This is a genomic window from Bacteroides sp. 90-K9/2 (assembly GCF_047310725.1).
Lineage (GTDB): Bacteria > Bacteroidota > Bacteroidia > Bacteroidales > Bacteroidaceae > Bacteroides > Bacteroides vicugnae.
The window spans coordinates 1-25,686 of record NZ_JBCGVL010000001.1; the positions used below are offsets into that span (position 1 = coordinate 1).

Consider the following 25,686-nt stretch of genomic DNA (forward strand, 5'->3'; position numbering starts at 1 on the left):
GATGCTTCCTCTCCTGTTTCTTCTTCCTCAGTCTCTTCTATCGGAGTATCTTCCAGAATTGTATTTTCATTCAACACAACAGTCTCAAAGTGTGCAAAAGGTTTATTTATCGTATCCCTTAGATTTGCATCCGGAGAAAATGAGACTTTTGTATGTCCTTTTATCTGGAAACGCTCTCCTGTGTTGACATTGACACTTTCCCGGCTATCTACATCAATAAGTTTGAAAGTTCCCAATCCTTTGATTTTTACAGTCTTTTCGTTTTCCAAGGCTTGCTCTATCAAGAGAAAAAACTCTTTAACAAACGCTTCGGCGTCTTTCTTGGTCATGCTATGTTTGGCTGCCAATAAGTCAGTAAGGTCTTGAATTGTTAGTCTTTCATTCATAACGGGAAATATTTATTTAAACTTATCTTTCAATGTATTGCTAGGTCTATACGATAATACCAATTTAGGTGGAACCAGCATGCGTTGTTTGCTTGCCGGGTTGATTGAGATCCGTTCCGCTTTCTTTTTCACTTCAAAAGAACCGAATCCTTGAATTGCAATCACATTACCTTCTTCCAATTCTTGTGTCATACTGGACAACAAAGAATTCATCAATTCGGAAGTATCTTTGATTGTATATCCCAATCTTTCCGCTAGTTCGGATGTAAATTCCTTATTATTCATAGTCATTTATAATCTTTGCATATAAATCAAAATCGTCCGCATTCACCACTTCTACCTGATAAAACTGTCCGATCTTAAGCTCTCTCTCTGAACGATCAATCAATACTTCCGGATCTACTTCCGGTGAATCAAACTCTGTCCGTCCGATATAATAATCTCCTTCCAGACGATCGATTATAACTTTCATCTGTTTACCGATCTTTTCTGCACTTAACTCTGCCGAAATACCTTGTTGGATATCCATCAATTCATCAAGTCGGGCTTGTTTAACCTCTTGTGGGATAGAATCTTCGTATGTTTCTGCAGCATAAGTCCCTTCTTCTTCGGAATATGCGAAAGCTCCCATCCGATCAAAACGTACTTTACGTACAAATTCTTTGAGATCTTCGAAGTCCTCCTCTGTTTCTCCGGGATGTCCTACCATCAAAGTCGTCCTCAGGTGAATGCCCGGCACTTCTTTACGGAATTGTTCGATCAATTGGTAAGTATCCTCTTTGCTCACTTGTCGGCGCATTAACCTCAACATATTGTCACTGATGTGCTGAAGGGCAATGTCCATGTATTTGCATACATTGTCACGTTCGCGCATAACCCGGAATAAATCTGTTGGAAAATGTGCTGGATAGGCATAATGCAAGCGAATCCATTCCACCCCGGGTATATCAGAAATACGTTCAATCAATTCCGGAAGCATTTGTTTCTTATACCGGTCGATGCCATAATAAGTCAATTCCTGTGCGATCACTTGAAATTCTTTCACGCCTTGCGATACCAAGTATCGTACTTCGTCCAGAATTTCTTCCATTGGTTTGGAAATATGATGTCCTGTAATAATGGGGATAGCACAATAAGAACATTTACGGTCACATCCTTCTGAAATTTTCAGGTAAGCATAATGCTGGGGAGTTGTCAATGTCCGTTCAATATATAATTCATCGTGATAGACCTTTCCCAAGTCCTGTAAAAGCTCCTTCCAATTAAACTTCCCATAAAATTTATCTACCTGTGGTATCTCAACAGCTAGTTCCTTGAGATAGCGTTCGGAAAGACAACCCATCACGAAAAGTTTCTTTAAATCCCCTTCTTCCTTTCTTTCAGCGAACTCCAGAATCATATTTATGGATTCTTCTTTGGCATCACCAATGAACCCGCATGTATTGATTACCGCAATTTCCCCTTGCGGATTTTCAGTGTCATGAGTTACGCTGTATCCGACTTCCTCCAATTGACGCATCAGCTGCTCGGAGTCAACCAGATTTTTAGAACATCCTAAAGTAATAATATCTATCGTCTTTCTTTTCATGCATTTTCTCCAAACAAGGAATCAACGAATTCATTTTTACGGAATACCTGCAGGTCTTCCATGCCTTCGCCTAGTCCGATATACTTAACAGGAATCTTGAATTGATCGGAAATACCAATCACAACACCACCTTTGGCGGTTCCGTCAAGCTTAGTGATGGCCATAGCGGTAACTTCCGTCGCCAAAGTAAATTGTTTGGCTTGCTCAAATGCATTTTGTCCGGTGGAACCGTCCAATACCAATAAAACTTCATCCGGTGCATCAGGCACCACCTTTTTCATTACATTCTTAATTTTGGTCAGCTCGTTCATTAAGCCTACCTTATTATGCAGACGACCTGCTGTATCAATAATAACCACGTCTGCGTTATTGGCAACGGCCGAACTAAGAGTGTCATAAGCCACAGATGCGGGATCCGCTCCCATTTTCTGTTTGACTACGGGAACTCCTACCCGTTCTCCCCAAATCATTAGCTGTTCCACAGCTGCAGCGCGGAAAGTGTCGGCGGCTCCCAGATAAACGGATTTACCTGCTTTCTTGAATTGATAAGCTAGTTTGCCAATAGTCGTAGTTTTACCTACCCCATTTACTCCCACAACCATAATGACATAAGGCTTTCTTGCGATGGGTATGTCGAAATCAGCTACATCATCCGAATTATTTTCAGTAAGCAGAGCTGCTATTTCGTCACGTAATATAAGATTCAGTTCCTGAGTATTTACATACTTATCTGCAGCAGCACGTTTTTCGATGCGCTTGATAATATTTAAAGTTGTTTCTACACCGACGTCAGATGTAATCAGCACTTCTTCCAGATTATCTAATACTTCATCGTCTACTTTTGACTTGCCAGCCACAGCACGAGCTATTTTACTGAATACGCTCTCTTTGGTTTTAGATAATCCTTTATCTAAAGTTTCCTTCTTCTCCTTTGAAAAAAAACTAAAAAATCCCATATTTACACTTGTTTGTATAATACATTTGCTACAAAGATATAACAAAGGATTGGAAAAGTAAAAAAAGAAGCAATAAAAAATCCCCTCATTGTTTGCCAATGAGAGGATTTTGCAGTTATAGCGTATATGCTATTTCGATTATTTTTTGAAAAAGTCTTGTACTTTTTCGTTCGGAACCATTTGTTCATCAAAAACGTATGCTCCAGTTTTTGGAGATTTTACCATTTTGATAACCTTGGTATAAGCACGACCTTCTTTAGAACCTTCGTGCAAACTTGCTACTGTTTTCTTTGCCATGGGTTATACGACTTTATTATTTAATTTCCTTGTGTACTGTTACTCTCTTCAGAATCGGGTTGTATTTTTTCAACTCAAGTCTTTCTGTAGTATTCTTTCTGTTCTTAGTTGTGATATAACGAGATGTTCCCGGCATTCCACTGTCTTTGTGTTCTGTACATTCCAGAATCACTTGCACTCTGTTACCTTTTGCTTTCTTTGCCATTGTAAGTTTTCTCCTCTACGTTTAGCCGATTACTTTAATGCTTTTCCAATCACAATAACCTTTAGCCACTGCTTCAGTCAGCGCAGCATCCAGTCCTTTTTTGTTGATAATACGCAACCCGTTAGCACAAATGCTAAGGCTGATCCAACAATCTTGTTCTACATAATAGAACTTTTTGTTAAACAAGTTCAAATCAAAGGTTCTTTTAGTTCTTCTCTTTGAGTGTGAAACATTGTTGCCAATCATGGCTTTCTTTCCGGTAATTTGACAAATCTTCGACATTTCTATCTTATTTTTATAGTTTTATATCTATACTTCTTTCAAACAGGACGCAAAGTAAGCACTTTTATCCGTATAAAACAAGAATTTCCTAAAATAATTCACTTCCAGGCACCTATTTTTCTTTTATTTGAGTAAATCACGGAGCATTAATAGTGCATTATTGCCTGCTCTTTCGATATTCATGCTTCTTCCGCGGTTCGTTTCCTGTTTGTAAGTACAAATTTCGTTTTTATAACCAGCGGCTATCCAAACAGTTCCCACCGGCTTCTCGGGAGTACCACCTCCGGGGCCTGCTATCCCTGAGGTAGCAATGGCGCAATCGGTTTTTAGTGCTTTCATCGCACCTTTTACCATTTCAATCACAGTTTCTTCACTGACAGCCCCATGTTGCTCCAATGTTTCGGAGGAAACGTGTAAAAGTCTCATTTTTACTTCATTGGAATAGGCTACTACACTTCCGTTAAAATATTCAGAACTACCGGCAATGGAAGTCAAACGTGCGGCAATACTGCCTCCGGTACAACTTTCTGCGGTGGAAACGGTCAATTTCTTCTTTTTTAAAAGTTCACCGACTATAACTTCCAAAGGCGTATCTTCTTCACTGAAAATGTCTTCACCAAGTATTTCCTCTAATTTTACTTTTTCACGTTCAAGAAGAACTTTTACTTCCTCCCTGTTTTGTCCGCGTCCTGTCAGTCTAAGACGAATAATACCCAGCTTAGGCAAGTATGCCAATTTGATACATTCCGGCAGAGTGCTCTCCCACGGTTCCAGTTTTTCTGCCAATACGGATTCCGGATAGTTTTGTACGAGAAATGTTTGGTGCATAATCACATCCGTTTGAAACCTCTCGTGCAGCTTAGGCAATACACTTTCTGTCATTACGGCAGTCATCTCTTGCGGAACGCCCGGCATGGAAACAAGTATTTTTCCATCTCTTTCGAACCAGCTGACAGAGGCACTTCCTACAGGATTATTTATCACCGTACAATCTTTCGGAACCATTGCCTGGCTTTTGTTGAGTGCATTCATAGGTATTTTCCCTGCCAGTACCCGTTTTACGTTTTCGAATACTTCTTCGTTGAAAACCAGTTCCGTATGAAAGTATTTACATAAAGTTTGTTTGGTGATATCGTCTTTGGTAGGTCCGAGTCCTCCGGTTACTAAAACAATATTCACCCTTTCCATCGCATTATCAATCGCTTCCATGATTTCCTTTTCCCGGTCACGGATTGAAACAATACGAAGAACCTCAATGCCTATTTTATTTAATTCCTGCCCCATCCAGGCTGAATTAGTGTCGACAACCTGTCCTATCAACAGTTCATCGCCAATGGTTATTATTTCGGCAAACATACTTCTTAGTTTTTATCCTATTATATATAAATAAGGTATACCCAATTATAACGTCACACGAGAATAAGCCGGAAGATCAATAGAACAAAAGTCCTTATCCAGATATTTGAAATATCCGGTAATGGCGATCATGGCTGCATTATCAGTTGTATAACTGAATTTAGGGATAAAAATATTCCAGCCATATTTCTCGGCATGTTCCCGGAAAGCATTACGCAATCCATTATTTGCAGAAACTCCTCCGGCTACAGCTATTTCATTAATCTTATATTCTTTGGAGGCTTTTCGTAATTTATCCATCAGAATATCCACTACAGTAGCCTCCAATGATGCTGCAAGGTCTACTTTGTGATGTTCTATGAAATCGGGATCTTCCTTTAACCAGTCGCGTAATGAATATAAAAAGGAAGTTTTCAATCCGCTGAAACTGTAATCCAGACCAGGAATATGCGGTTTGCTGAATGTAAAAGCTTTCGGATTTCCCTGACGAGCCAGTTTGTCAATGATCGGTCCGCCGGGATAACCAAGTCCCATCACTTTAGAGCATTTATCAATAGCTTCACCTGCGGCATCGTCAATAGTCTGTCCGAGAATCTCCATATCATTATAGGCTTTGACCAGTATAATTTGTGAATTTCCTCCGGATACTAGTAAACAGAGAAATGGGAAAACAGGTTGTCTCTCCTCTTCTCCTTCTGCTTTAATAAAATGAGCTAAGACATGTCCTGTCAGATGATTAACGTCAATCATTGGAATATTTAAAGAACGAGCGAATCCTTTTGCAAAGGAGACCCCAACAAGCAAAGACCCCATCAATCCCGGTCCGCGAGTGAAAGCTACTGCGCTCAACTCTTCTTTGGTGACGCCGGCACGTTTTAATGCTTCATGTACTACCGGTACGATGTTTTGTTGGTGTGCCCGTGAAGCCAACTCGGGTACTACTCCGCCGTATGCTTCATGTACGGCTTGACTTGATACCACATTTGACAGCAAATAACCATCCTTGATTACGGCTGCCGACGTATCGTCACAGGAGGATTCAATTCCTAAAATTATTGCACTCATAAGTATTTAAACTATTAAACGGTGCAAAAGTAATCATAAAACTATGATTCGTAACGAACTATTTTATATTTTTGTTCGCAAAATAAAAGTAATCGCATATCAGAACGCTGAAAAAGACTGTACGCTGGGTAGTAGGTATTGTACTGGGAGTATATATCGGGACTATTGTTTTGCTGAATATACCAAACATTCAGCAAGCAATGAGTGTATTTGTAGCTGAAGAACTTTCCGAAGTTTTAAATACAAAGGTAGTGATTGGTAGAATTAATATCGGTCTATTGAACCGTATTATTATTGATGATGTATTGCTTGACGATCAGAGTGGTCAGGAAATGCTTAAAGTCACACGTTTGTCCGCCAAATTCGATATTATGCCCTTTTTTAAAGGAAAGATATCCATTAGCAGTGTTCAGCTTTTCGGATTTAATATCAATCTCCTGAAAGAGACTCCGGATTCACCTCCTAATTTTAAGTTTGTTTTGGATGCTTTTGCTTCTAAAGATACGGTGAAGAAAGAAAACTCCCTTGATTTACGTATTAATTCCATCCTGATTCGTCGTGGAAGGATGTCTTATCATGTGTTGTCGGAAGAAGCAACACCGGGAAAATTTAATGCTAAGCATATTCAGCTTCAAAATATCATCGCTAATATATCGTTGAAGGCATTAAGTAAGGACTCTTTGAATTTAGGGATCAAGCGATTGAGCCTTGATGAAAAAGCATCCGGCTTCTCTTTGAAGAAAATGAGTTTGAAACTGGTTGCCAATAACAAGCAGACAAACATTGATAATTTTACAATAGAATTGCCCGAAACCTTCCTCAAACTCGATACCATTCATTTGGAGTATGATAGTTTGAAAGCTTTTGACCGTTTTACAGAACAAGTACATTTCTCTTTCCGTACTTTGCCGTCGCAAGTTACTTTAAAAGATATTTCTCCTTTTGTTCCTATCCTTTCGCATTTCAAGGAACCGGTGACATTGGATATGGAGGTGAAGGGGACTGTGGATCAGTTGACTTGTTCGCATCTGGAGATTACAGCCGATGGCCGTCAGTTTCGTCTGCGAGGAGATGTATCGCTTCAGGACTTATCGCGTCCACAAGATGCGTATGTATATGGAACTCTTTCCGAACTTTCGGCCAATGCTCGCGGAGTCGGTTTTTTAGTGCGTAATTTAAGCCATAATTATAATGGAGTTCCTCCTCTTCTCGAACGTTTGGGAAACGTGAGTTTTCAGGGAGAAATTTCGGGATACTTCACAGACTTAGTTACTTATGGGCAATTACAAACGAGTCTTGGAAATGTAAAGACCGACTTGAAATTGAGCTCTGATAAGACAAAAGGATTGTTTGCGTATTCCGGAGCTGTCAAAACAGAGGATTTTCAACTAGGTAAATTATTGGATAATGAGGAGTTGGGAGAAATTACTTTCAATCTGGATGTACATGGCCGGCATATTGCTGACCACTTGCCTGCCGTAGAATTGAAAGGACTGATTGCTTCGATAGATTATAGCAGATATAGATATGAAAATATCACACTGGACGGAGAATACAAACAAGGCGGATTTAATGGAAAGATAGCGTTGGATGATCCTAATGGCTCTATTTATTTGAATGGAGACGTAAATGTTGCATCCAAAGTTCCTACTTTCAATTTTCTTGCAGTAGTCAATAAAGTACGTCCACATGATTTGAATCTTACCACCAAATATCCCGATGCAGAGTTCAGTTTAAAACTGAAAGCCAATTTTACAGGTGGATCAGTGGATGAGATGATTGGAGAAATCAATGTGGATAGCTTGGAATTTACAGCTCCGGATAAAGCATATTTCATGCAGAATTTGAATATCCGGGCAACCAAACAAAATGGAGAAAATCAGCTTAGATTGACTTCTGAATTCCTGAAAGCAAGCATAGAGGGAAAATTCCAATATCACACATTACCTGCCAGTATTCTGAATATTATGCGGAAATATGTGCCGTCTTTGATATTACCTCCCAAGAAGCCGATTGAAACCCATAATAACTTTTTGTTTGATATACATATATATAATACGGACATTTTATCTACGATATTTGATATACCGTTAACGGTGTATACTCATTCTACGTTGAAGGGGTATTTTAATGATGCTTTACAACGCTTGCGTGTAGAGGGATATTTCCCCCGTCTGCAATATAAGAACAACTTTATTGAGTCAGGCATGATTCTGTGCGAGAATCCGGCAGATCATATCCGCGCACGGGTTCGTCTGACTAATTTGAAAAAGAAAGGAGCGGTCAATCTATCTCTGGATGCACAAGCTAAAGATGACGATGTCAGTACGACTTTGGATTGGGGAAATAATGCTGCAGCAACATATAGCGGGAAATTAGCAGCTGTTGCCAAATTTCTACGTACAAGCGGAGAAAAGTCCTTATTGAAAGCGATGGTGGATGTGAAACCTACTGATGTTATTTTAAATGATACTCTTTGGAAGATACATCCTTCGCAGGTGGTAGTCGATTCCGGACGAGTGGATGTGAACAACTTCTACTTTAGTCATCAGGATAGATATGTACGTATTAACGGCCGGCTTTCCGAGAATCCTAAAGATACTGTAAAGGTTGATCTAAAGGATATAAATATGGGATATGTATTTGATATTGCAAGTATATCCGACGATGTCAATTTTGAGGGTGATGCAACAGGAACGGCTTATGCAAGCGGAGTGCTTAAAAAGCCTATCATGAATACTCGTTTATTTATAAAGAATTTCTCACTCAACAACGGTCGTTTGGGTGAACTGGATATATATGGTGAGTGGGATAATGAAAACAGAGGTATCCGTTTGGATGCATCCATTCAGGATATATCCCCTTCTCCATCGCGTGTCACGGGTATTATTTATCCATTAAAACCCGAGAGCGGACTTGATTTAAATATTGAAGCAAATGAATTGAATTTGAAATTCCTCGAACATTATATGAAGTCTATTGCCAATGATATTAAAGGGCGGGGAACAGGAAAAGTACATTTCTATGGAAAATTTAAAGGATTGAACCTGGATGGTGCTGTAATGACAGACGCATCCATGAATTTTGATATTTTAAACACGCATTTTGCAGTAAAAGACACCATCCATCTGGCTCCTACCGGATTGACATTCAATAATATACATATTTCTGATATGGAAGGACATTCGGGAAGAATGAATGGATATTTGCATTTCCAGCATTTTAAGAACCTAAACTATCGTTTTGAGATACAGGCAAATAATATGCTTGTGATGAACACAAAAGAATCGACAGATATGCCTTTTTATGGTACGGTGTATGGTACCGGAAATGTATTGCTCTCTGGAAATGCCATACAGGGGCTCGACGTAAATGTGGCCATGACTACAAATCGAAATACTACCTTTACCTATATTAATGGTAGTGTAGCATCGGCTACTAGCAATCAGTTTATCAAATTTGTAGATAAAACACCTCGTCGTACTATCCAGGATTCTGTTCAAGTAATCTCATATCACGAACAAATACAGCAAAAACGTCAGGAGGAGGAAGAACAGAAAACAGATATCCGTTTGAATATTCTGGTGGATGCAACTCCCGATGCCACCATGCGAATCATCATGGACCCTATTGCCGGAGATTATATCAGCGGAAAAGGTACGGGAAATATCCGGACGGAATTTTATAATAAGGGTGATGTGAAGATGTTCGGTAATTACCGGATCAATCAAGGAGTATATAAATTTAGTTTGCAGGAAGTGATCCGTAAAGACTTTATTATCAAGGATGGAAGTACAATAACATTCAATGGTGCACCTTTGGATGCTAACATGGATATACAAGCTTCATATACAGTGAACTCTGCTTCTTTGAATGATTTGATACCGGATGCTTCGGCTATTATACAACAACCCAATGTGCGTGTAAATTGTATCATGAATCTAAGTGGTATGCTGGTACGGCCGACTATCAAACTGGGTATTGAGCTTCCGAATGAAAGAGATGAAATACAAACATTGGTGCGTAATTATATCAGTACGGAAGAGCAGATGAATATGCAGATTCTTTATTTGTTGGGTATTGGCAAGTTCTATACGGAAGATGCCCGTAATAACAATCAGAATTCGAATGTGATGTCATCGGTGCTCTCATCGACTCTTTCCGGCCAGTTGAATAATGCACTTTCACAGATCTTTGAAACGAATAACTGGAATATCGGTACGAATTTGAGTACGGGTGATAAGGGTTGGACAGATATGGAAGTAGAAGGTATTTTGTCGGGACAATTATTGAATAACCGTTTATTGATAAACGGAAACTTCGGTTATCGGGATAATCCGATGGCTAATACTAACTTTGTAGGAGACTTTGAAGCAGAATGGCTGATTACCCGTTCGGGAGATATCCGTTTGAAGGCTTATAATGAGACAAATGACCGTTATTACACAAAAACAAATTTGACTACACAAGGTGTAGGTATCATGTATAAGAAGGACTTCAATAAATGGAGTGATTTATATTTCTGGAATAAATGGCGGTTACGCAATAAGCGGAAACGGGAAGAAGCTGAAAAGGTGAAACCACAACAAACGGACAGCATCACTGATAAAACTGCTAAATCGGCAGTGAAAAGAAAACGTGCACAGGAACAGTAAAAAACAATAAACGATGACATATCCACCAGGAATAATGTCATCGTTTGTTGTTTGTGAGAATTAGGTTTCAGAATTATACACTTTGACCTATGAAAGGACAGTACCGTTCTCGCCTATGTTTACTACTTTATCTACATTCCCCTTCTCAAGTTCAATTCGATAATATATGCTACCATCTGCTTTTTCAACATACTCCGCTTCGTCAAAACGATATTCTCCATATTGATTATTAAGAGTACTTTTTACCGCTTCAGGCAATTCATTCTGACGTACTTCCCATGAAGTAGAATACCAATTTCCAGTCTGGTTGAACAATACATCTTTTGAGATTCCATTATGAATGATATCTACCTCTGTATATCCGAAATCCCAATCATTTCTATCATCTTCTACGTCTATTTCCAAGATTCTTGCATTCGGATACTTTTCATTGATGAAGTTTTTCATAGCTTCAGTCAATTGTACAGGAAGATGTTCGGTGTTATCATCATCAGTGTCTACAATACTTTTAATCAGAGTTCCATCGGCAGAATAATACAAATCTACCTCCTGATTCTGCTTTTCGACTTCAATCACGAAAACAGTTTCAACGCCTGTCCGTTCCAGTTTGTCTATATCATCCCGTTTCCATGAGGCATATTCGCTGCTCTCAAAAGACGTTTTTACGGCTTGTGGTAATGCATTATAAGGAATGTCCGTTTCTGTCATTTGCCATTTTCCATCCTGGGTGAACCATGCAGATGCTTCATATCCGTCATAGAAATCGGCTACATAATATCCGGACTTAGTTTCCCACTTCACATTTGCAGCATTAGGGAATTTGGATGAGAATGCACTTTGAAGTTCGGCAGGAACAGTTATTGAACCATCGTCATCGTTGTCACAACTTTGCAGACTCCATGTGACGCTTAGTGCCAGTAAAAGTGTATAAATCTTTAGTTTCATCTTTGTTCAATTTAAACAGGTTTAGAAATCAATATCAATCAAATTAAATTTCAGGTCAAACTTCAGTTCCGTACGGTTGGATAGTTTTACTTCATAATCTTTCTTATCTCTCTCAATTTTCAGAATTTTAGCATCAGGGTAATTGGTCGTTACATATTTCTGAATAGCTGCCGGAATAATTGCTGTAGGTACAGAACTATATTTGCAGTTTACTTCTTCCCAGTTACCTTTGTTATCAAACTCCACTTTATCACCATTCGTGAAAATCACTTCATAACTTTTATAGAAGAAATCACTTTCCATTTTGGCTAATGCTATTTTGCTATCGGCAAAATGCTGTTTAATGAACTGCTGTGCCGGTTGTGGCATTTGAGTTACCTGGATTGGTTTGTCGTCATCTGCACGAGCTACTGTTTGCAAAGTGAAAAGACATACTAATAAGAATACTAACTTTTTCATAATCGTTGTTTTTTAAATATTGGTTTTTACTATTATTAATTTTATAATGCAAAGATGAGAGGAGAATCTGAAAAGATTTGGGAATTTTGAGAATTTCCCCCAAAAAAAATCGAAAAAATATAGTGACGCTATCCGATTAATATAGTGTCACTATATATAAAGGATACCGTCACCATCCTATAGGGATAGTGTCACTATAATTTCTTTCTGAAATTAGATTCTTTATGATTCTTTTAAAACTACTAATATACACATCATTTATTTTTGCACACACAGATTTGACAATATTCATATTAAACAACCATAAGAACTTTTTTATGACTATGAGAACAAATTATTTTTTATTATTAGCTATTCTATTGGGGATGTTCCCTATGAGTTACACGCACGCCAATGATTCAATACCTAAGAGCGTGATTCTGTACACACCTTACACAAAAATCTCCGTATCTCCCGGAGCGTCAATTGACTACAGTATTGATCTTATCAACAACACAGACCAGTTGACGAATGCGAATCTTTCTGTCAGCGGATTGTCCGCCAGTTGGAAACACGAAATGAAATCCGGTGGCTGGAGCCTTAGCCAACTATCAGTACTTCCCAAAGAGAAAAAGACTTTCAATTTAAAAGTCGAAGTCCCATTAAAGGTGAATAAAGGTAATTATCACTTTGTGGTATATGCCGGAAACGCCAAACTTCCGTTGGATGTGGTGGTTGCTCAAAAAGGAACATACCAGACTGAATTTACTACCGACCAACCCAACATGCAGGGAAATTCCAAATCAACCTTCACTTTCAGCGCCACTTTAAAGAATCAGACTGCCGACCAGCAGCTATATGCTTTGATGGCTAATGCACCCAGAGGTTGGAATGTAGTTTTTAAACCTAACTATAAGCAAGCCACTTCTGCACAAGTGGAAGCCAACAGCACTCAAAATGTAAGTATAGATATTACTCCTCCTGCCAATGTAGAAGCCGGCAGTTACAAAATTCCGGTACGTGCCGCTACAGGTACCACTTCTGCCGAATTGGAACTGGAAGTGGTTGTTACCGGCTCTTATCAAATGGAACTGACTACTCCCCGTGGGCTATTGAGTACAGATGTCACAGCAGGTGATATAAAGAAAATAGAACTGGAAGTCAGAAACACAGGCTCTTCATTATTGAAAGATATTCAGCTATCTGCCAATAAACCTGCTGACTGGGAAGTAACTTTCGAACCTTCAAAAATCGATGCACTAAAAGCTGGAGAGACATCAACGGTTATGGCTACTTTGAAAGCTTCTAAAAAAGCATTGCCAGGCGACTATGTGACTACCATCATGGCAAAAACTCCTGAAGTAAATGCCGATGCGCAGTTCAGAGTTGCAGTAAAAACTCCGATGATATGGGGATGGGTAGGCGTTCTTATCATTATTGCCACCATCGGCGTGGTTTACTACCTGTTCCGTAAATATGGAAGGAGGTAAATTATGGGCGAACAAGTGATCGTACTTACCGATTTGACCAAACAATACGGTAATTTCACTGCTGTAGATCATATTCGCCTGAATATCCGGAAAGGAGAAATCTTCGGATTGCTGGGACCGAATGGTGCTGGAAAATCAACTACTATCTTAATGATGTTGGGATTGACAGAGCCTACTTCGGGAACAGTTGAAATTTGTGGAATCAATTCTACTACACACCCCATTGAAGTAAAAAGGAAAATTGGGTATTTGCCAGAAGATGTAGGATTCTATGATGATATGACTGGACCGGAGAATTTGATCTATACAGCGCGATTAAATGGTATTGCTGATAAAGAGGCAAAAACTAAGGCTATGGAACTGATGAAGCGGGTAGGTCTTGAAGATCAGTTAGCCAAAAAGACCGGGAAATATTCTCGTGGTATGAGACAGCGGTTGGGATTGGCTGATGTACTTATTAAAAATCCGGAGATTATAATTCTCGATGAGCCGACTTCAGGGATTGACCCTGCAGGTGTTCAGGAATTTATCGAACTGATTCGCTGGTTGAGTAAAGAAGAAGGACTGACTGTGCTTTTCTCTTCCCATCATCTGGATCAGGTACAGAAAGTGTGCGACCGGGTAGGTTTGTTCAGTAATGGCCAATTACTTGCTTTGATCGATATGGCAGAATTGAAAGATAAGAAGCAGGAATTATCTGATATTTATAACCATTATTTTGAGGAAGGAGGAGAAAGGCATGAATAAAGTCAATCATCCTTTTTGGGTTATCGTCAACAAGGAAATTTCCGATCATGTCAAAAGTTGGCGTTTTATTATATTAATAGGTATTATAGCACTTACCTGTATGGGGTCGCTATATACGGCACTCACCAATATTAGTGAAGCCATCAAACCTAATGATCCGGACGGTTCGTTTCTTTTCTTGAAGTTGTTTACGGTTTCAGATGGGACTCTCCCCTCTTTTGTGCTGTTTATTAACTTCTTAGGGCCTCTATTGGGAATCGCTTTGGGATTTGATGCAGTCAATTCCGAACAAAATAAAGGAACATTGAGCCGTATGCTGTCCCAGCCTATTCATCGCGATTGCATTATCAATGCGAAGTTTGTGGCTGCTCTGATTGTGATAGGTATCATGTTGTTTGTATTGGGCTTTCTGGTGATGGGATGTGGACTGATTGCTATTGGCATTCCTCCCACGGCAGAAGAGTTTTGGAGAATTGTTTTCTTCATCATTACCAGTATCTTTTATGTAGCATTCTGGTTGAATCTGGCTATTCTGTTTTCACTCCGTTTCCGTCAGGCAGCGACTTCCGCATTAGCATCTGTGGCTGTTTGGTTGTTTTTTAGCGTATTCTATACCATGATTGTTAATTTGGTGGCTAAAGGGTTGAGTCCGTCACAGATGGCATCACCTTATCAGATTATCAGTTATCAGAAGTTTATTCTAGGGTTGATGCGTTTGGCGCCAAGTGAACTGTTTAATGAAGCTACCACCACATTACTGATGCCTTCTGTCAGAAGTTTGGGACCATTGACTATGGAACAGGTACAGGGAGCTATCCCTAGTCCGCTCCCATTGGGACAAAGTCTTTTAGTTGTATGGCCGCAGCTGACCGGATTGATTGCGGCAACGGTTATTTGCTTCGCTATTTCTTATATCATGTTTATGAGGAGAGAAATACGCTCCAGATAACTGATTCATCATAAAAAGACAAAGGACACGGAGAAACAGGTGAATGGATATACCTGACAAATTGGTTTATGATAACCGACAGGTCGTTCACTTTAAATCCGTGTCCTTTGTGTTTTCCGGGTGAATCTTATCATTGGGAAATCTCGAAGCAATGTTCATTCTGCTCGAAGTAATAATTTATATTCAGATGTTGCAAACGACAGATGGAATCGGCTATAGCTAATCCCAGCCCTGTAGATCCTTCCTTTTTGCTACCCTGATAGAAACGTTCGAAGATATGTTCCTTGTCCAGCGGATGCTCCACCCCCGAATTTCGGAAAGTAATACCGTTCTTAGTAACGGTGATTCGGATATGTCCCCCGTCAATATTATGTACAAATGCATTTTTCAGGAGGTTAGTGAGTAAAGCAACAGCCAGAGATTCGTTCATTGTCACCTTGAAAACACCTTGTTCATCTATCGTGACTTCTATGTTGCGATAATCATAAACTTCTTCGTAATCTTGCAGATATTGTTTGAGAAGTACATTGAATTCCAATTCTTTGGTATCGGTAAACTGGCCATTATCAATTTTGGAAAGCAATAATAGAGACTTGTTTAATTTAGTGATGTATTCTAAAGTCTGATGCGTTTTCATCAGTTCTTCCAGTTGTTTTTCTGATAGCGAATCATCTTCCATCAACATTTCCAATCGGTTACGGCAAATAGCAAGTGGAGTTTGTATCTCGTGTGAAGCATTTCCGATAAACTGTTTTTGTTGTTCGAACATTTGCTCCGTACGTTCTACATAACGGATGGCAGCCTCATTTAATTTCCGGAATTCCGTGATTTGAGTATTGTTACTCAAAGGTTTATTCCTTTTCCCTGTTTGATAACCGTCCAGCCAGTGCAGAAGTACATAGAGCGGTCGCATATTCCGGTAAAATACCCATACGGAAATAATAATAATGCAGAATAATAAAGCTACATATAGAAATATAATCCACACCTGGATAGCATCTCTCAAATCATCTTTTTCAATACTGGGGGTCGATACTGTCAGTTCGTGGTATCGTCCTTCATCGTCTTTAAAGATAGTAGTAAGAATACGTGCCGGCTCGGTTTCTCCTTTCTCTTCAATATATACCATAGAGTCTTTATACTGAATATCGTCCTGACTTTCCGCATATTCTTTGCTCACTTCCATCATATAATATTGATTGTTGGAACCGTTAGTTTTAGACGGTAGCTCCTCTCCTGCCAATGCCCGGATAATGATGGTTTCCGAATAATCTTCCAAAGCGTCATCCACTTCATCGTTGACTTCATCGATCATCGTAACGTAAAAAAAGATAGCCCAGACCGTCAGTATAAGGGTCAGAGCAAGTGTAATACGAAGAATGATGTAATATATTAATTTCATGGACAATAATCTCTTTCTTTTTTATTCTACCACCATTTTATATCCAAATCCATAGACCGCTTTAATTTCAATCGTTGCACCCGAATCTTTGAGCTTTTTGCGAAGATTCTTGATCTGTGCATATATGAAATCAAAATTATCAACCTGATCGATATGATCTCCCCATACAGATTCGGCTAAGGTATTTTTATTGATTAATCTTCCGGGGCGGTTGATGAAATATAATAGGATATCATACTCTTTTCTATTTAGTTCCACTTCCAGATCATTCACAAAGACACGATACTTATCCGGTTCTATCCGTACATTGCCTTGGCGGATATCAATCTCTCCATCATGCTGATGACGGCGGATCACGCTTTTAATACGTGCATTTAATTCAACCAGATGAAAGGGTTTCGGCAAATAATCATCTGCTCCGAGTTCTAATCCCAAGACTTTGTCTTCCAGGGAGTCTTTGGCGGAAATAATAATCACATTTTCCCGTTTATGGAGTGCTTTCAATCGTTCGAGAAGATCAAGTCCGCTTCCGTCCGGCAGCATGATGTCCAATAAGATACAATCATAGTTGTAATCTTCAATTTTGCGTAGAGCAGAATTGAAGTCACCGGCTGTTTCTACCACGTAACGTTCTTTTTCAAGTGAACATTGAATCAGTTCTCTCAAAGAGGGTTCGTCTTCTACAATCAATATCTTCATAATTTTGTTCTCCTTTCTTTTTTTACATACTGCAAAGAAAAGGGATATTTCTGAAATAAAACTGAAATGGAAGGAAAAAAGAAAAGGATGAAAACGATTCAATCGCTTTCATCCTTTTTATAATGATATACAATTTCTATTTAATAAGAACGTGCAAATATGACGCGGCAAGCAGATGGTTTACCTGTAACCATACATTTACCCGGTTCTTTGTCGCCCGGAACAAATGAATCGAACGGAATACAACGAATAGTTGCTTTGGTTTCTTCCTTAATCTTTTCTTCTGTTTCAGTGGTTCCGTCCCAATGAGCCAGAATAAATCCGCCTTCTTCGATTTTTTCTTTAAATTCGTCGTAGGTATCTACTGTTGTTATCTTGGAATTACGGTAATCCAATGCTTTTTTGTAGATATTAGCCTGCATTTCTTCAAGCAGGTTCTGAACGTATGTTTCAATGCCTTCACAGGTAACTGTTTCTTTTTCCAGTGTATCACGGCGCATCACTTCCATCGTGTTGTTTTCAAGATCGCGACCACCCATAACCAAACGAACAGGTACACCCTTCAATTCATAATCAGCGAATTTGAAGCCCGGGCGTTTGTTATCCGCATTATCATATTTCACAGAGATACCCAGTGCTTTCAACTTAGCTACAATGCCTTCTACTTTAGCATCGATTTGTTTCAGTTGTTCGTCATTCTTATAGATAGGAACGATTACTACCTGAATCGGAGCCAAATGTGGAGGTAATACCAATCCGTTGTCATCCGAGTGAGTCATAATCAATGCACCCATCAAACGAGTAGAAACACCCCATGAAGTAGCCCAAACATACTCCATCTTGTTTTCCTTGTTAACGAACTGAACATCGAATGCCTTTGCAAAGTTTTGTCCCAGGAAGTGGGAAGTACCACTTTGCAATGCTTTTCCGTCCTGCATCATGGCTTCTATTGTGTAAGTGTCAAGTGCACCTGCGAAACGTTCATTGGCTGATTTCACTCCCTTTACAACAGGAACAGCCATATATTTTTCTGCAAATTCACCATATACATTCAACATTCTGATTGCTTCTTCCTCTGCTTCTTCACGGGTAGCATGAGCGGTATGTCCCTCTTGCCACAGGAATTCGGCAGTACGCAGGAAAAGACGGGTACGCATTTCCCAACGGAAAACGTTCGCCCATTGGTTGCAGAGAATAGGTAGGTCACGGTATGACTGAATCCAGTTCTTATAAGTATTCCAGATGATTGTTTCTGATGTTGGACGGATAATTAATTCCTCTTCCAATTTAGCTGCAGGATCTACTACAACTCCTGAACCGTCTTCTGCATTCTTCAAGCGATAATGTGTTACTACGGCACACTCTTTCGCAAACCCTTCTACGTGTTCTGCTTCGCGGCTTAAGAATGATTTCGGGATTAATAGCGGGAAGTATGCATTTACGTGTCCTGTTTCCTTGAACATGTCGTCCAATTGACGTTGCATTTTCTCCCAGATAGCGTATCCGTAAGGCTTGATCACCATACATCCGCGCACAGCAGACTGTTCTGCCAAATCAGCTTTTACCACCAAATCGTTATACCACTGTGAGTAGTTTTCACTACGTTTGGTAAGGTCTTTCAGTTCTTTTGCCATTATATTTTTCTATTTAAAGTTTTCTTAAGTGTTAAAACAGGGTGCAAAAATACGAAAAATGCATGAACTGCCCTATTCTTCATGCATTAATTTTCTAAAGTCATGTGCTTCCATATTACATATCTCATTTTTCATATTCGTTATATGGTTGCATCCCCGACTATGTTTGTTCAGCATAGTGCCTTTTTGAGAACTAAAGGCACTATAACCCGATGAAAAGGTTTTATACAAAAGAAATAAGCTTTTCCTACCCAATTATGGTATTTTACTAATGTGGTAACCTCAATCATTTGTTTTCCTGTTTCCAATGGTGTAATGAGAATATCGACATAAAACAATAAATGTTTATCGTCTTTTCTCATAATTGCTTCTTGCTTGTCTTCCTCTATAATAAGTTCTTCACTTTCAATAGCTTTAGTTTCTATACCGAAAGGTTTGACTAAACAGGCCCTTATTGCATACAACATTCGGAGCCAAGCGGGGTTATGAGCAAAGACTTTTAAAATAATATCTTTAGGAGACAGATGGTTTTCTGTAACTTCTATGGAAAAACTGTCACTGTAATCTACGGGGAGATATTTCTCTATTTTCTTAGCCATATTGGTTATTCAATTAGGGTTATTTTACAATATGTTCAGTTTAGGTTTACTCCGATAATAGGTAAAACCATGGAAAAAGGAGGCTTGAAAAATAAAAAAATCAGGCAGTTTATTTAAGATAACCACCTGATTTTCAAAAGAGCGGTAAACGAGGCTCGAACTCGCGACCCCCAGCTTGGGAAGCTAGTGCTCTACCAACTGAGCTATTACCGCATGCTTACTGCATTTCTCGACTCAAAAGCCTTATGAAATGGTGATGCAAAGGTAAACATAATTTTTATATCTCAAATAAAATCGCAGAAATTTTAATGCAAGAAAAAAGTGAAATCAAAGTCTCTTCAACTCTTTTGTGTTGATGAAAAAACAACCGGATATGAAAAAACGCATATTAGTGACCCGCATAATTAAAAATATACAGACTGACGATAGTCCCTATAGGAAAAACTCCAGGATTTCTGGTTAATAAGATTCAGACACAAACTAATTTAGTGGATAATCTATCAATAGGTTCTAACTAGAGAACAAATATTGAATATGTGAGACTAAAGTTGCTTATATTGTTTCAAATAGATAGTTTTAGTCTCTAGTAAAATAAATAAGATTTAGAAACCAACGGGTGCTTTATGAGCTGTTTGGGAGCTTGCTTTTAAAGGGAGAACACGCTTCTTACCGACCAACGACTGGTTCCATTTAAAGGAACGGAGCTTTTCATTTAAAGAAACGACTCCAATATGCATTTATATTTTGTATATTCAAGTAGTTTATATCCATTAATAACACGTATATTGTATATACTTGCATTATTTTATGCATCATTTTTTTCTATCTGATCGAAATGACACAAGCGTGATTCAAAGAGAAGATGAAAAATAGAACATCTTATAAAAAAGCGTTGAAAACTCCTTTTGTTGTATCGCTATATTCTTTCTAATGAACAAACCTCTCTTTTCATCTGTTAGAATATCTCAAATTCAGATATAACCTAACCAGTATGAAAAAAAATAAGCGACTTTTTATACTATTGACTTTGTATTTTTCCATCGGTCAGATAGATGCACAGACACCATTGAGTTTCGAAGAATCACTGCATCTGTTGAATCAAGGAAATCAGAGTCTGAAAATAGCAGATAAGAGTATTGAGATTGCAAAGGCAGAACGTGATAAGCTGAATGCTTTCTGGTATCCCAGTCTTCAGTCTACAGGTGCGTTTGTACACATGTCGGAGAAGATCGAAGTCAAACAGCCTTTGTCGCAGTTTACCGATCCGGCTAAGGACTTTGTACATTCCATTATTCCGGATGACCAGATTATTTCATCTATATTGGATCAAATTGGGGCAAATACCCTTATATTTCCTTTGACTCCAAGAAATCTGACAACTGTCGATTTATCAGCCGAGTGGGTACTTTTTTCCGGCGGTAAGCGTTTTCGTGCCACCAACATCGGAAGAACGATGGTCGACTTGGCACGGGAAAGTCGGGCACAGGTATCGGCCAATCAGCAAAGTTTATTGGTTGAAAGTTATTATGGGCTTCGATTGGCACAACAAATTGTGACTGTCCGTGAAGAAACTTACAACGGATTGAAGAAACATTATGAAAATGCCTTGAAATTAGAGGCGGCAGGAATGATTGACAAGGCAGGCAGGCTTTTTGCCCAGGTAAATATGGATGAAGCCAAACGTGCCTTGGAAGCTGCGCGAAAAGAAGAAACAGTAGTGCAAAGTGCCTTAAAAGTCTTGCTGAATAAAAAGGATACAGATGCCAACATCACTCCTACCTCTCCCCTTTTTATGAATGATTCATTGCCACCTAAAATGCTATTCGATCTTTCTGTAAACAGCGGGAACTATACACTCAACCAATTACAGTTGCAGCAGCATATTGCCAAACAAGAAGTGCGGATTGCTCAGAGCGGCTATTTGCCGAATATAGCCCTTTTCGGAAAGCAGACCTTGTATTCGCATGGTATTCAGAGTAATTTATTACCGCGTACCATGGTAGGTATTGGTTTTACATGGAACCTCTTTGACGGGCTGGATCGTGAAAAAAGAGTGCGGCAATCGAAATTAACGGAACAAACTCTGGCTTTAGGACAGATGAAAGCCCGTGATGATCTGGCTGTTGGGGTAGATAAACTTTACACGCAGTTGGAAAAGGCACAGGATAATGTAAAAGCTTTAAATGCAACGATTGCTTTAAGTGAAGAATTGGTACGCATCCGAAAGAAATCATTTACAGAAGGAATGGCAACTTCTACCGAAGTTATTGATGCTGAAACCATGCTTGCCAGTGTAAAAGTGGCTCGTCTGGCAGCATATTATGAATATGATGTGGCACTTATGAATCTACTCTCGCTTTGTGGCACACCGGAACAATTTGCAAACTATCAACCTAAACCGTAACAAACAATGAAACCAACTAGTAGAACCCTATCATGGGCTTTTGTCATCATTCTTCTGGCTGTCGGTATTTTCACCGGCCTGGGAGTTATAATCATGCATAAACAGCCGCTGGTCTTGCAAGGACAAGCTGAAGCAACAGAAATCCGTATCAGTGGGAAACTTCCCGGCCGTATCGACACTTTCTTCGTTCAGGAGGGAGACTGGGTACATCAGGGAGATACTCTTGTTGTCATTAATAGCCCTGAAGTACATGCCAAGTATCAACAAGTGAATGCCTTGGAACAGGTAGCAGTGCAACAGAACAAGAAAATAGATGCCGGAACCCGTCGTCAGATTGTAGCTACTGCACTTCAATTATGGAACAAAACGAAGAGCGATCTTACTCTCGCCCAGACAACCTACAACCGTATTCTTACTTTATATAAGGACAGTGTCGTTACTTCTCAAAGAAAAGATGAAGTAGAAGCTATGTATAAAGCGGCTGTAGCAGCCGAACGCGCTGCCTATGAACAGTATCAGATGGCTGTAGATGGTGCACAAAAGGAAGATAAAGCGTCTGCTGCCAGCATGGTCGATGCTGCCCGAAGCACAGTGGATGAAGTCTCGGCTCTGCTGGTAGACGCCCGGTTGACCGCTCCGGAAAACGGACAGATAGCAACGATCTTCCCTAAACGTGGAGAGTTGGTTGCACCGGGAACTCCCATTATGAATTTGGTGGTGATGGATGATATACATGTTGTTCTTAACGTGCGGGAAGATCTGATGCCGCAATTTAAAATGGACGGAACATTCGTTGCGGACGTGCCTGCTATCGGTAAAGAAAATATTGAATTTAAAATCTATTATATTAGTCCGTTAGGCAGTTTTGCTACCTGGAAATCAACCAAGCAAACCGGAAGCTATGACTTACGTACCTTTGAGATTCATGCCCGTCCAACCCAAAAGGTGGATGACTTGCGTCCCGGTATGTCCGTGTTATTGACTTTAGATTAATAGACATCAAATAAACCAGAGAATGGATGAATCACAAACATATTCCCCTTTTCGTTCCGTACTGCTCAGAGAGTGGCGGCGAATGACTTCGCGGCGCCTTTATTTTGGTGTTTGCATTGTCTTGCCATTGTTCACCCTTTTCTTTATGGCTACGATCTTTGGCAACGGACAGATGGAAAACATTCCTATCGGTATTGTTGATCAGGACAATACTGCTACTTCCCGGACGATAGTCAGGAACATTTCTGCCGTACCAACTTTTAAAGTGACAAAGCATTTTGTAAATGAAGCAGCTGCCCGTGAATCTGTGCAAAAAAAAGAGATTTATGGATATCTTTCCATACCTCCCCAATTTGAACAGAATGCGATTACCGGAAAGAATGCAACACTCTCCTACTATTATCATTATGCATTAATGTCGGTAGGTGGTGAGTTGATGGCGGCATTCGAAACTTCCTTAGCTCCGGTGGCTCTTTCTCCTGTGGTGATGCAAGCGATGGCACTCGGAGTAGAGCAGGATCAGATTACCACCTTTTTATTACCCGTACAGGCTAATAATCATCCGATATATAATCCTAGTCTGGATTATTCGGTATATTTAAGTCAGCCCTTTTTCTTTGTTCTGTTTCAGGTTTTGATTCTGTTGATTACCGTGTATGCGGTTGGCATTGAAATCAAGTTCCGCACAGCAGACGATTGGCTGGCGACTGCCAAAGGCAACATAGTGACAGCTGTTTTAGGTAAATTATTACCTTATACCATTATATATATACTGATAGGATGGCTGGCTAATTACGTCATGTTCGGCATTTTGCATATTCCTTTTCAGGGGAGTTGGTGGCTAATGAATATCATGACTGTGCTTTTCATCATTGCAACACAGGCTTTAGGACTGTTTTTATTCTCGCTGTTTCCGGCAATATCGTTGGTTATAAGCGTAGTTTCTATGGTAGGTTCTCTGGGGGCTACTTTGTCCGGAGTGACCTTTCCGGTTCCCAATATGTATCCGTTGGTGAGGGATGCTTCCCATTTGTTCCCTGTCCGTCATTTTACGGAAATGATGCAAACCATGCTCTATGGAGGCGGTGGGTTTATCCATCTTTGGCCGTCGGCTGTGATACTCTGTATCTTCCCGTTGCTGGCCCTGTCGCTGCTTCCTCATTTAAAACGAGCTATAGAAAGTCATAAGTATGAAAACATTAAGTAAGTTACAACAGTTGTCATTCATCATTCGTCGTGAATTTCTAGCTATCAGTACCAGTTATGCGGTTTTGCTGGTGTTGATGGGAGGAATCTTCGTTTACGGGTTGCTCTACAATTATATGTATGCACCGAATATTGTAACCGATGTACCTGTTGCCGTAGTCGACAATTCGCACAGTGAATTGAGCCGTAATTTTATCCGTTGGCTGGATGCTACTCCCCAGGCAGAGATCTCCAGTCAGGCTATGGATTATCACGAAGCAAAAGAATGGATGAAAGAAGGCAAAGTACAGGGAATACTCTATCTGCCTCATGACTTTGAAGAGCGGGTGTTCCGGGGAGATGAAGCCGTATTTTCCCTTTATGCAACTACTGATGCCTTCCTGTATTTCGAAGCTTTGCAGGGTGCTTCTTCACGTGTCATGCTGGCTATTAATGATAAATACCGGCCAGATGAAGCGGTGTTTCTTCCGCCACAAGGATTGCTTGCCGTAGCTATGGCGAAACCGATCAATGTGGAAGGCACTGCACTCTATAATTATACCGAAGGATATGGTTCCTATCTTATTCCGGCAGTCATGATGATTATAATTTTCCAGACCTTGCTGATGGTTATTGGTATGGTGACCGGAGAAGAATACAGTAGTAAAGGAATCCGCGCATATACTCCTTTTGGGTATGGCTGGGGAGTTGCCATTCGTATAGTAGCAGGAAAAACGTCTGTGTACTGTGCTCTTTATGCCATCTTTGCCTTTTTTCTATTAGGCTTGCTCCCTCATTTTTTCAGCATACCTAATATTGGAAACGGATTATACATTGTGTTATTATTGATTCCATATTTGATGGCAACTTCTTTCCTGGGATTGGCTGCTTCCAGGTATTTTACGGATTCTGAAGCTCCCCTACTTATGATCGCCTTCTTCTCCGTAGGATTAATCTTTCTTTCCGGGGTTTCCTATCCAATGGAACTAATGCCCTGGTATTGGAAGGTGGCCCATTTCATTTTTCCAGCTGCACCAGGTACGCTTGCTTTTGTGAAACTGAATTCTATGGGAGCCAGTATGGCTGATATCAAACTGGAATATATAACTCTCTGGATACAGGCACTTATTTATTTTACAATAAGTATATGGGTCTATAAGAAGAAACTGGAATCACATTTGATTGGTTAAATTAACAAAAACAAAACATGCGCTAATTATAACATATAGCAAAAGAACACTTTCAGATAAATCAACTTCGCAAGGTGAATAATCAACTTTGGAAATAAAAATGTTTCTAAATAGATGTTTTCTAGTAGAATCTCTCTTATTTCTTTGTATTTGTCATTGCTTTTGTCTAGTTTCGTTAACTGTTATGTTTATATGATCGTTAGAAGTAGTTTAAAAAACAA

At 39.6% G+C, this 25,686-nt stretch carries 23 protein-coding genes and 1 tRNA gene; 8 read left to right on the forward strand and 16 right to left on the reverse strand.

The window, feature by feature from the left end:
• From AAHJ11_RS00005 to tsaD, 9 genes are all read right to left on the reverse strand, one after another.
• The coding region (locus AAHJ11_RS00005) for an HU family DNA-binding protein (RefSeq protein ID WP_413578840.1) at window positions 1–386 on the reverse strand (386 nt) is incomplete at its 3' end.
• 12 nt (window positions 387–398) lie between these two features.
• Window positions 399–671, reverse strand: coding sequence for an HU family DNA-binding protein (locus AAHJ11_RS00010; RefSeq protein ID WP_004306073.1), 273 nt, complete (start codon window positions 669–671; stop codon window positions 399–401).
• Complete coding sequence (rimO, locus tag AAHJ11_RS00015) at window positions 664–1,974, reverse strand: 30S ribosomal protein S12 methylthiotransferase RimO (protein WP_148366695.1); 1,311 nt, start codon at window positions 1,972–1,974, stop codon at window positions 664–666. The genes AAHJ11_RS00010 and rimO overlap by 8 nt, the downstream gene beginning before the upstream one ends.
• On the reverse strand, window positions 1,971–2,930 hold the full coding sequence (ftsY, locus tag AAHJ11_RS00020; RefSeq protein WP_148366696.1) for a signal recognition particle-docking protein FtsY: 960 nt from the start codon (window positions 2,928–2,930) through the stop codon (window positions 1,971–1,973). Before ftsY ends, rimO begins: the two co-directional genes overlap by 4 nt.
• Window positions 2,931–3,068: 138 nt before the next feature.
• Complete coding sequence (locus tag AAHJ11_RS00025) at window positions 3,069–3,227, reverse strand: DUF4295 domain-containing protein (protein WP_004295982.1); 159 nt, start codon at window positions 3,225–3,227, stop codon at window positions 3,069–3,071.
• Window positions 3,228–3,243: 16 nt separating this feature from the next.
• Window positions 3,244–3,432 (reverse strand): 50S ribosomal protein L33, encoded by a 189-nt coding sequence (gene rpmG, locus AAHJ11_RS00030; protein ID WP_002560155.1) that lies wholly within the window; start codon window positions 3,430–3,432, stop codon window positions 3,244–3,246.
• Between the two features lie 21 nt (window positions 3,433–3,453).
• Complete coding sequence (rpmB, locus tag AAHJ11_RS00035; protein ID WP_004295983.1) at window positions 3,454–3,714, reverse strand: 50S ribosomal protein L28; 261 nt, start codon at window positions 3,712–3,714, stop codon at window positions 3,454–3,456.
• Window positions 3,715–3,837: 123 nt separating this feature from the next.
• A complete protein-coding gene (locus AAHJ11_RS00040; protein WP_320974836.1) occupies window positions 3,838–5,070 on the reverse strand; it encodes a competence/damage-inducible protein A in 1,233 nt (410 codons plus the stop codon).
• A gap of 45 nt (window positions 5,071–5,115) precedes the next feature.
• Complete coding sequence (tsaD, locus tag AAHJ11_RS00045; protein WP_148366698.1) at window positions 5,116–6,135, reverse strand: tRNA (adenosine(37)-N6)-threonylcarbamoyltransferase complex transferase subunit TsaD; 1,020 nt, start codon at window positions 6,133–6,135, stop codon at window positions 5,116–5,118.
• A gap of 200 nt (window positions 6,136–6,335) precedes the next feature.
• Between tsaD and AAHJ11_RS00050 the strand changes: the two genes are divergently transcribed.
• Window positions 6,336–10,790 (forward strand): translocation/assembly module TamB domain-containing protein, encoded by a 4,455-nt coding sequence (locus AAHJ11_RS00050; protein ID WP_413578843.1) that lies wholly within the window; start codon window positions 6,336–6,338, stop codon window positions 10,788–10,790.
• A gap of 87 nt (window positions 10,791–10,877) precedes the next feature.
• On the opposite strand, the gene AAHJ11_RS00055 is transcribed toward AAHJ11_RS00050, so the two are convergent.
• Together AAHJ11_RS00055 and AAHJ11_RS00060 are read right to left on the reverse strand one after the other, a co-directional pair.
• Window positions 10,878–11,735 (reverse strand): PepSY-like domain-containing protein, encoded by an 858-nt coding sequence (locus tag AAHJ11_RS00055; RefSeq protein ID WP_413578845.1) that lies wholly within the window; start codon window positions 11,733–11,735, stop codon window positions 10,878–10,880.
• Window positions 11,736–11,756: 21 nt separating this feature from the next.
• On the reverse strand, window positions 11,757–12,194 hold the full coding sequence (locus AAHJ11_RS00060; RefSeq protein ID WP_148366701.1) for a PepSY-like domain-containing protein: 438 nt from the start codon (window positions 12,192–12,194) through the stop codon (window positions 11,757–11,759).
• Between the two features lie 317 nt (window positions 12,195–12,511).
• Between AAHJ11_RS00060 and AAHJ11_RS00065 the strand changes: the two genes are divergently transcribed.
• The 3 genes from AAHJ11_RS00065 to AAHJ11_RS00075 are packed head-to-tail and all read left to right on the forward strand — an operon-like array spanning window position 12,512 to window position 15,359.
• Window positions 12,512–13,663, forward strand: coding sequence for an NEW3 domain-containing protein (locus AAHJ11_RS00065; protein ID WP_367743155.1), 1,152 nt, complete (start codon window positions 12,512–12,514; stop codon window positions 13,661–13,663).
• Between the two features lie 3 nt (window positions 13,664–13,666).
• Complete coding sequence (locus AAHJ11_RS00070) at window positions 13,667–14,410, forward strand: ABC transporter ATP-binding protein (protein ID WP_195650127.1); 744 nt, start codon at window positions 13,667–13,669, stop codon at window positions 14,408–14,410.
• The gene (locus AAHJ11_RS00075; RefSeq protein WP_004295992.1) at window positions 14,403–15,359 is read left to right on the forward strand and encodes an ABC transporter permease; all 957 of its coding nucleotides are present in this window, start codon (window positions 14,403–14,405) and stop codon (window positions 15,357–15,359) included. Before AAHJ11_RS00070 ends, AAHJ11_RS00075 begins: the two co-directional genes overlap by 8 nt.
• 130 nt (window positions 15,360–15,489) lie before the next feature.
• Here the strand turns inward: AAHJ11_RS00075 and AAHJ11_RS00080 are convergent, their stop codons facing one another.
• The 5 genes from AAHJ11_RS00080 to AAHJ11_RS00100 form a co-directional block, all read right to left on the reverse strand.
• On the reverse strand, window positions 15,490–16,761 hold the full coding sequence (locus tag AAHJ11_RS00080) for a sensor histidine kinase (RefSeq protein WP_148366704.1): 1,272 nt from the start codon (window positions 16,759–16,761) through the stop codon (window positions 15,490–15,492).
• Between the two features lie 21 nt (window positions 16,762–16,782).
• Window positions 16,783–17,460 carry a response regulator transcription factor gene (locus tag AAHJ11_RS00085; RefSeq protein ID WP_148366705.1) on the reverse strand — a complete coding sequence of 226 codons (678 nt, stop codon included), beginning with the start codon at window positions 17,458–17,460 and terminating at the stop codon, window positions 16,783–16,785.
• Between the two features lie 140 nt (window positions 17,461–17,600).
• Complete coding sequence (gene proS, locus AAHJ11_RS00090) at window positions 17,601–19,094, reverse strand: proline--tRNA ligase (protein ID WP_004306082.1); 1,494 nt, start codon at window positions 19,092–19,094, stop codon at window positions 17,601–17,603.
• Between the two features lie 170 nt (window positions 19,095–19,264).
• On the reverse strand, window positions 19,265–19,693 hold the full coding sequence (locus AAHJ11_RS00095; protein ID WP_148366706.1) for a DUF2867 domain-containing protein: 429 nt from the start codon (window positions 19,691–19,693) through the stop codon (window positions 19,265–19,267).
• Between the two features lie 140 nt (window positions 19,694–19,833).
• Window positions 19,834–19,906, reverse strand: a tRNA-Gly gene (locus AAHJ11_RS00100).
• Window positions 19,907–20,684: 778 nt separating this feature from the next.
• Between AAHJ11_RS00100 and AAHJ11_RS00105 the strand changes: the two genes are divergently transcribed.
• From AAHJ11_RS00105 to AAHJ11_RS00120, 4 genes are read left to right on the forward strand one after another with little or no spacing between them, the layout of a single operon-like run.
• On the forward strand, window positions 20,685–22,097 hold the full coding sequence (locus AAHJ11_RS00105) for a TolC family protein (protein ID WP_148366707.1): 1,413 nt from the start codon (window positions 20,685–20,687) through the stop codon (window positions 22,095–22,097).
• A gap of 6 nt (window positions 22,098–22,103) precedes the next feature.
• Window positions 22,104–23,090, forward strand: a complete 987-nt coding sequence (locus tag AAHJ11_RS00110) for an HlyD family secretion protein (RefSeq protein WP_148366708.1) — start codon at window positions 22,104–22,106, stop codon at window positions 23,088–23,090.
• Window positions 23,091–23,112: 22 nt separating this feature from the next.
• Window positions 23,113–24,297, forward strand: a complete 1,185-nt coding sequence (locus AAHJ11_RS00115; RefSeq protein WP_148366709.1) for an ABC transporter permease — start codon at window positions 23,113–23,115, stop codon at window positions 24,295–24,297.
• Window positions 24,281–25,465, forward strand: coding sequence for an ABC transporter permease (locus AAHJ11_RS00120; RefSeq protein WP_148366710.1), 1,185 nt, complete (start codon window positions 24,281–24,283; stop codon window positions 25,463–25,465). The genes AAHJ11_RS00115 and AAHJ11_RS00120 overlap by 17 nt, the downstream gene beginning before the upstream one ends.
• Window positions 25,466–25,686 lie beyond the last annotated feature (221 nt).

Excerpts from the sequence above, each read along its gene's own strand:
- AAHJ11_RS00010 (WP_004306073.1), bottom strand. The coding sequence starts at position 671 with ATGAATAATAAGGAATTTACATCCGAACTAGCGGAAAGATTGGGATAT.
- rimO (WP_148366695.1), bottom strand. The coding sequence starts at position 1,974 with ATGAAAAGAAAGACGATAGATATTATTACTTTAGGATGTTCTAAAAAT.
- ftsY (WP_148366696.1), bottom strand. The coding sequence starts at position 2,930 with ATGGGATTTTTTAGTTTTTTTTCAAAGGAGAAGAAGGAAACTTTAGAT.
- AAHJ11_RS00025 (WP_004295982.1), bottom strand. The coding sequence starts at position 3,227 with ATGGCAAAGAAAACAGTAGCAAGTTTGCACGAAGGTTCTAAAGAAGGT.
- rpmG (WP_002560155.1), bottom strand. The coding sequence starts at position 3,432 with ATGGCAAAGAAAGCAAAAGGTAACAGAGTGCAAGTGATTCTGGAATGT.
- rpmB (WP_004295983.1), bottom strand. The coding sequence starts at position 3,714 with ATGTCGAAGATTTGTCAAATTACCGGAAAGAAAGCCATGATTGGCAAC.
- AAHJ11_RS00040 (WP_320974836.1), bottom strand. The coding sequence starts at position 5,070 with ATGTTTGCCGAAATAATAACCATTGGCGATGAACTGTTGATAGGACAG.
- tsaD (WP_148366698.1), bottom strand. The coding sequence starts at position 6,135 with ATGAGTGCAATAATTTTAGGAATTGAATCCTCCTGTGACGATACGTCG.
- AAHJ11_RS00050 (WP_413578843.1), top strand. The coding sequence starts at position 6,336 with ATGAGTGTATTTGTAGCTGAAGAACTTTCCGAAGTTTTAAATACAAAG.
- AAHJ11_RS00055 (WP_413578845.1), bottom strand. The coding sequence starts at position 11,735 with ATGAAACTAAAGATTTATACACTTTTACTGGCACTAAGCGTCACATGG.
- AAHJ11_RS00060 (WP_148366701.1), bottom strand. The coding sequence starts at position 12,194 with ATGAAAAAGTTAGTATTCTTATTAGTATGTCTTTTCACTTTGCAAACA.
- AAHJ11_RS00065 (WP_367743155.1), top strand. The coding sequence starts at position 12,512 with ATGACTATGAGAACAAATTATTTTTTATTATTAGCTATTCTATTGGGG.
- AAHJ11_RS00070 (WP_195650127.1), top strand. The coding sequence starts at position 13,667 with ATGGGCGAACAAGTGATCGTACTTACCGATTTGACCAAACAATACGGT.
- AAHJ11_RS00075 (WP_004295992.1), top strand. The coding sequence starts at position 14,403 with ATGAATAAAGTCAATCATCCTTTTTGGGTTATCGTCAACAAGGAAATT.
- AAHJ11_RS00080 (WP_148366704.1), bottom strand. The coding sequence starts at position 16,761 with ATGAAATTAATATATTACATCATTCTTCGTATTACACTTGCTCTGACC.
- AAHJ11_RS00085 (WP_148366705.1), bottom strand. The coding sequence starts at position 17,460 with ATGAAGATATTGATTGTAGAAGACGAACCCTCTTTGAGAGAACTGATT.
- proS (WP_004306082.1), bottom strand. The coding sequence starts at position 19,094 with ATGGCAAAAGAACTGAAAGACCTTACCAAACGTAGTGAAAACTACTCA.
- AAHJ11_RS00095 (WP_148366706.1), bottom strand. The coding sequence starts at position 19,693 with ATGGCTAAGAAAATAGAGAAATATCTCCCCGTAGATTACAGTGACAGT.
- AAHJ11_RS00105 (WP_148366707.1), top strand. The coding sequence starts at position 20,685 with ATGAAAAAAAATAAGCGACTTTTTATACTATTGACTTTGTATTTTTCC.
- AAHJ11_RS00110 (WP_148366708.1), top strand. The coding sequence starts at position 22,104 with ATGAAACCAACTAGTAGAACCCTATCATGGGCTTTTGTCATCATTCTT.
- AAHJ11_RS00115 (WP_148366709.1), top strand. The coding sequence starts at position 23,113 with ATGGATGAATCACAAACATATTCCCCTTTTCGTTCCGTACTGCTCAGA.
- AAHJ11_RS00120 (WP_148366710.1), top strand. The coding sequence starts at position 24,281 with ATGAAAACATTAAGTAAGTTACAACAGTTGTCATTCATCATTCGTCGT.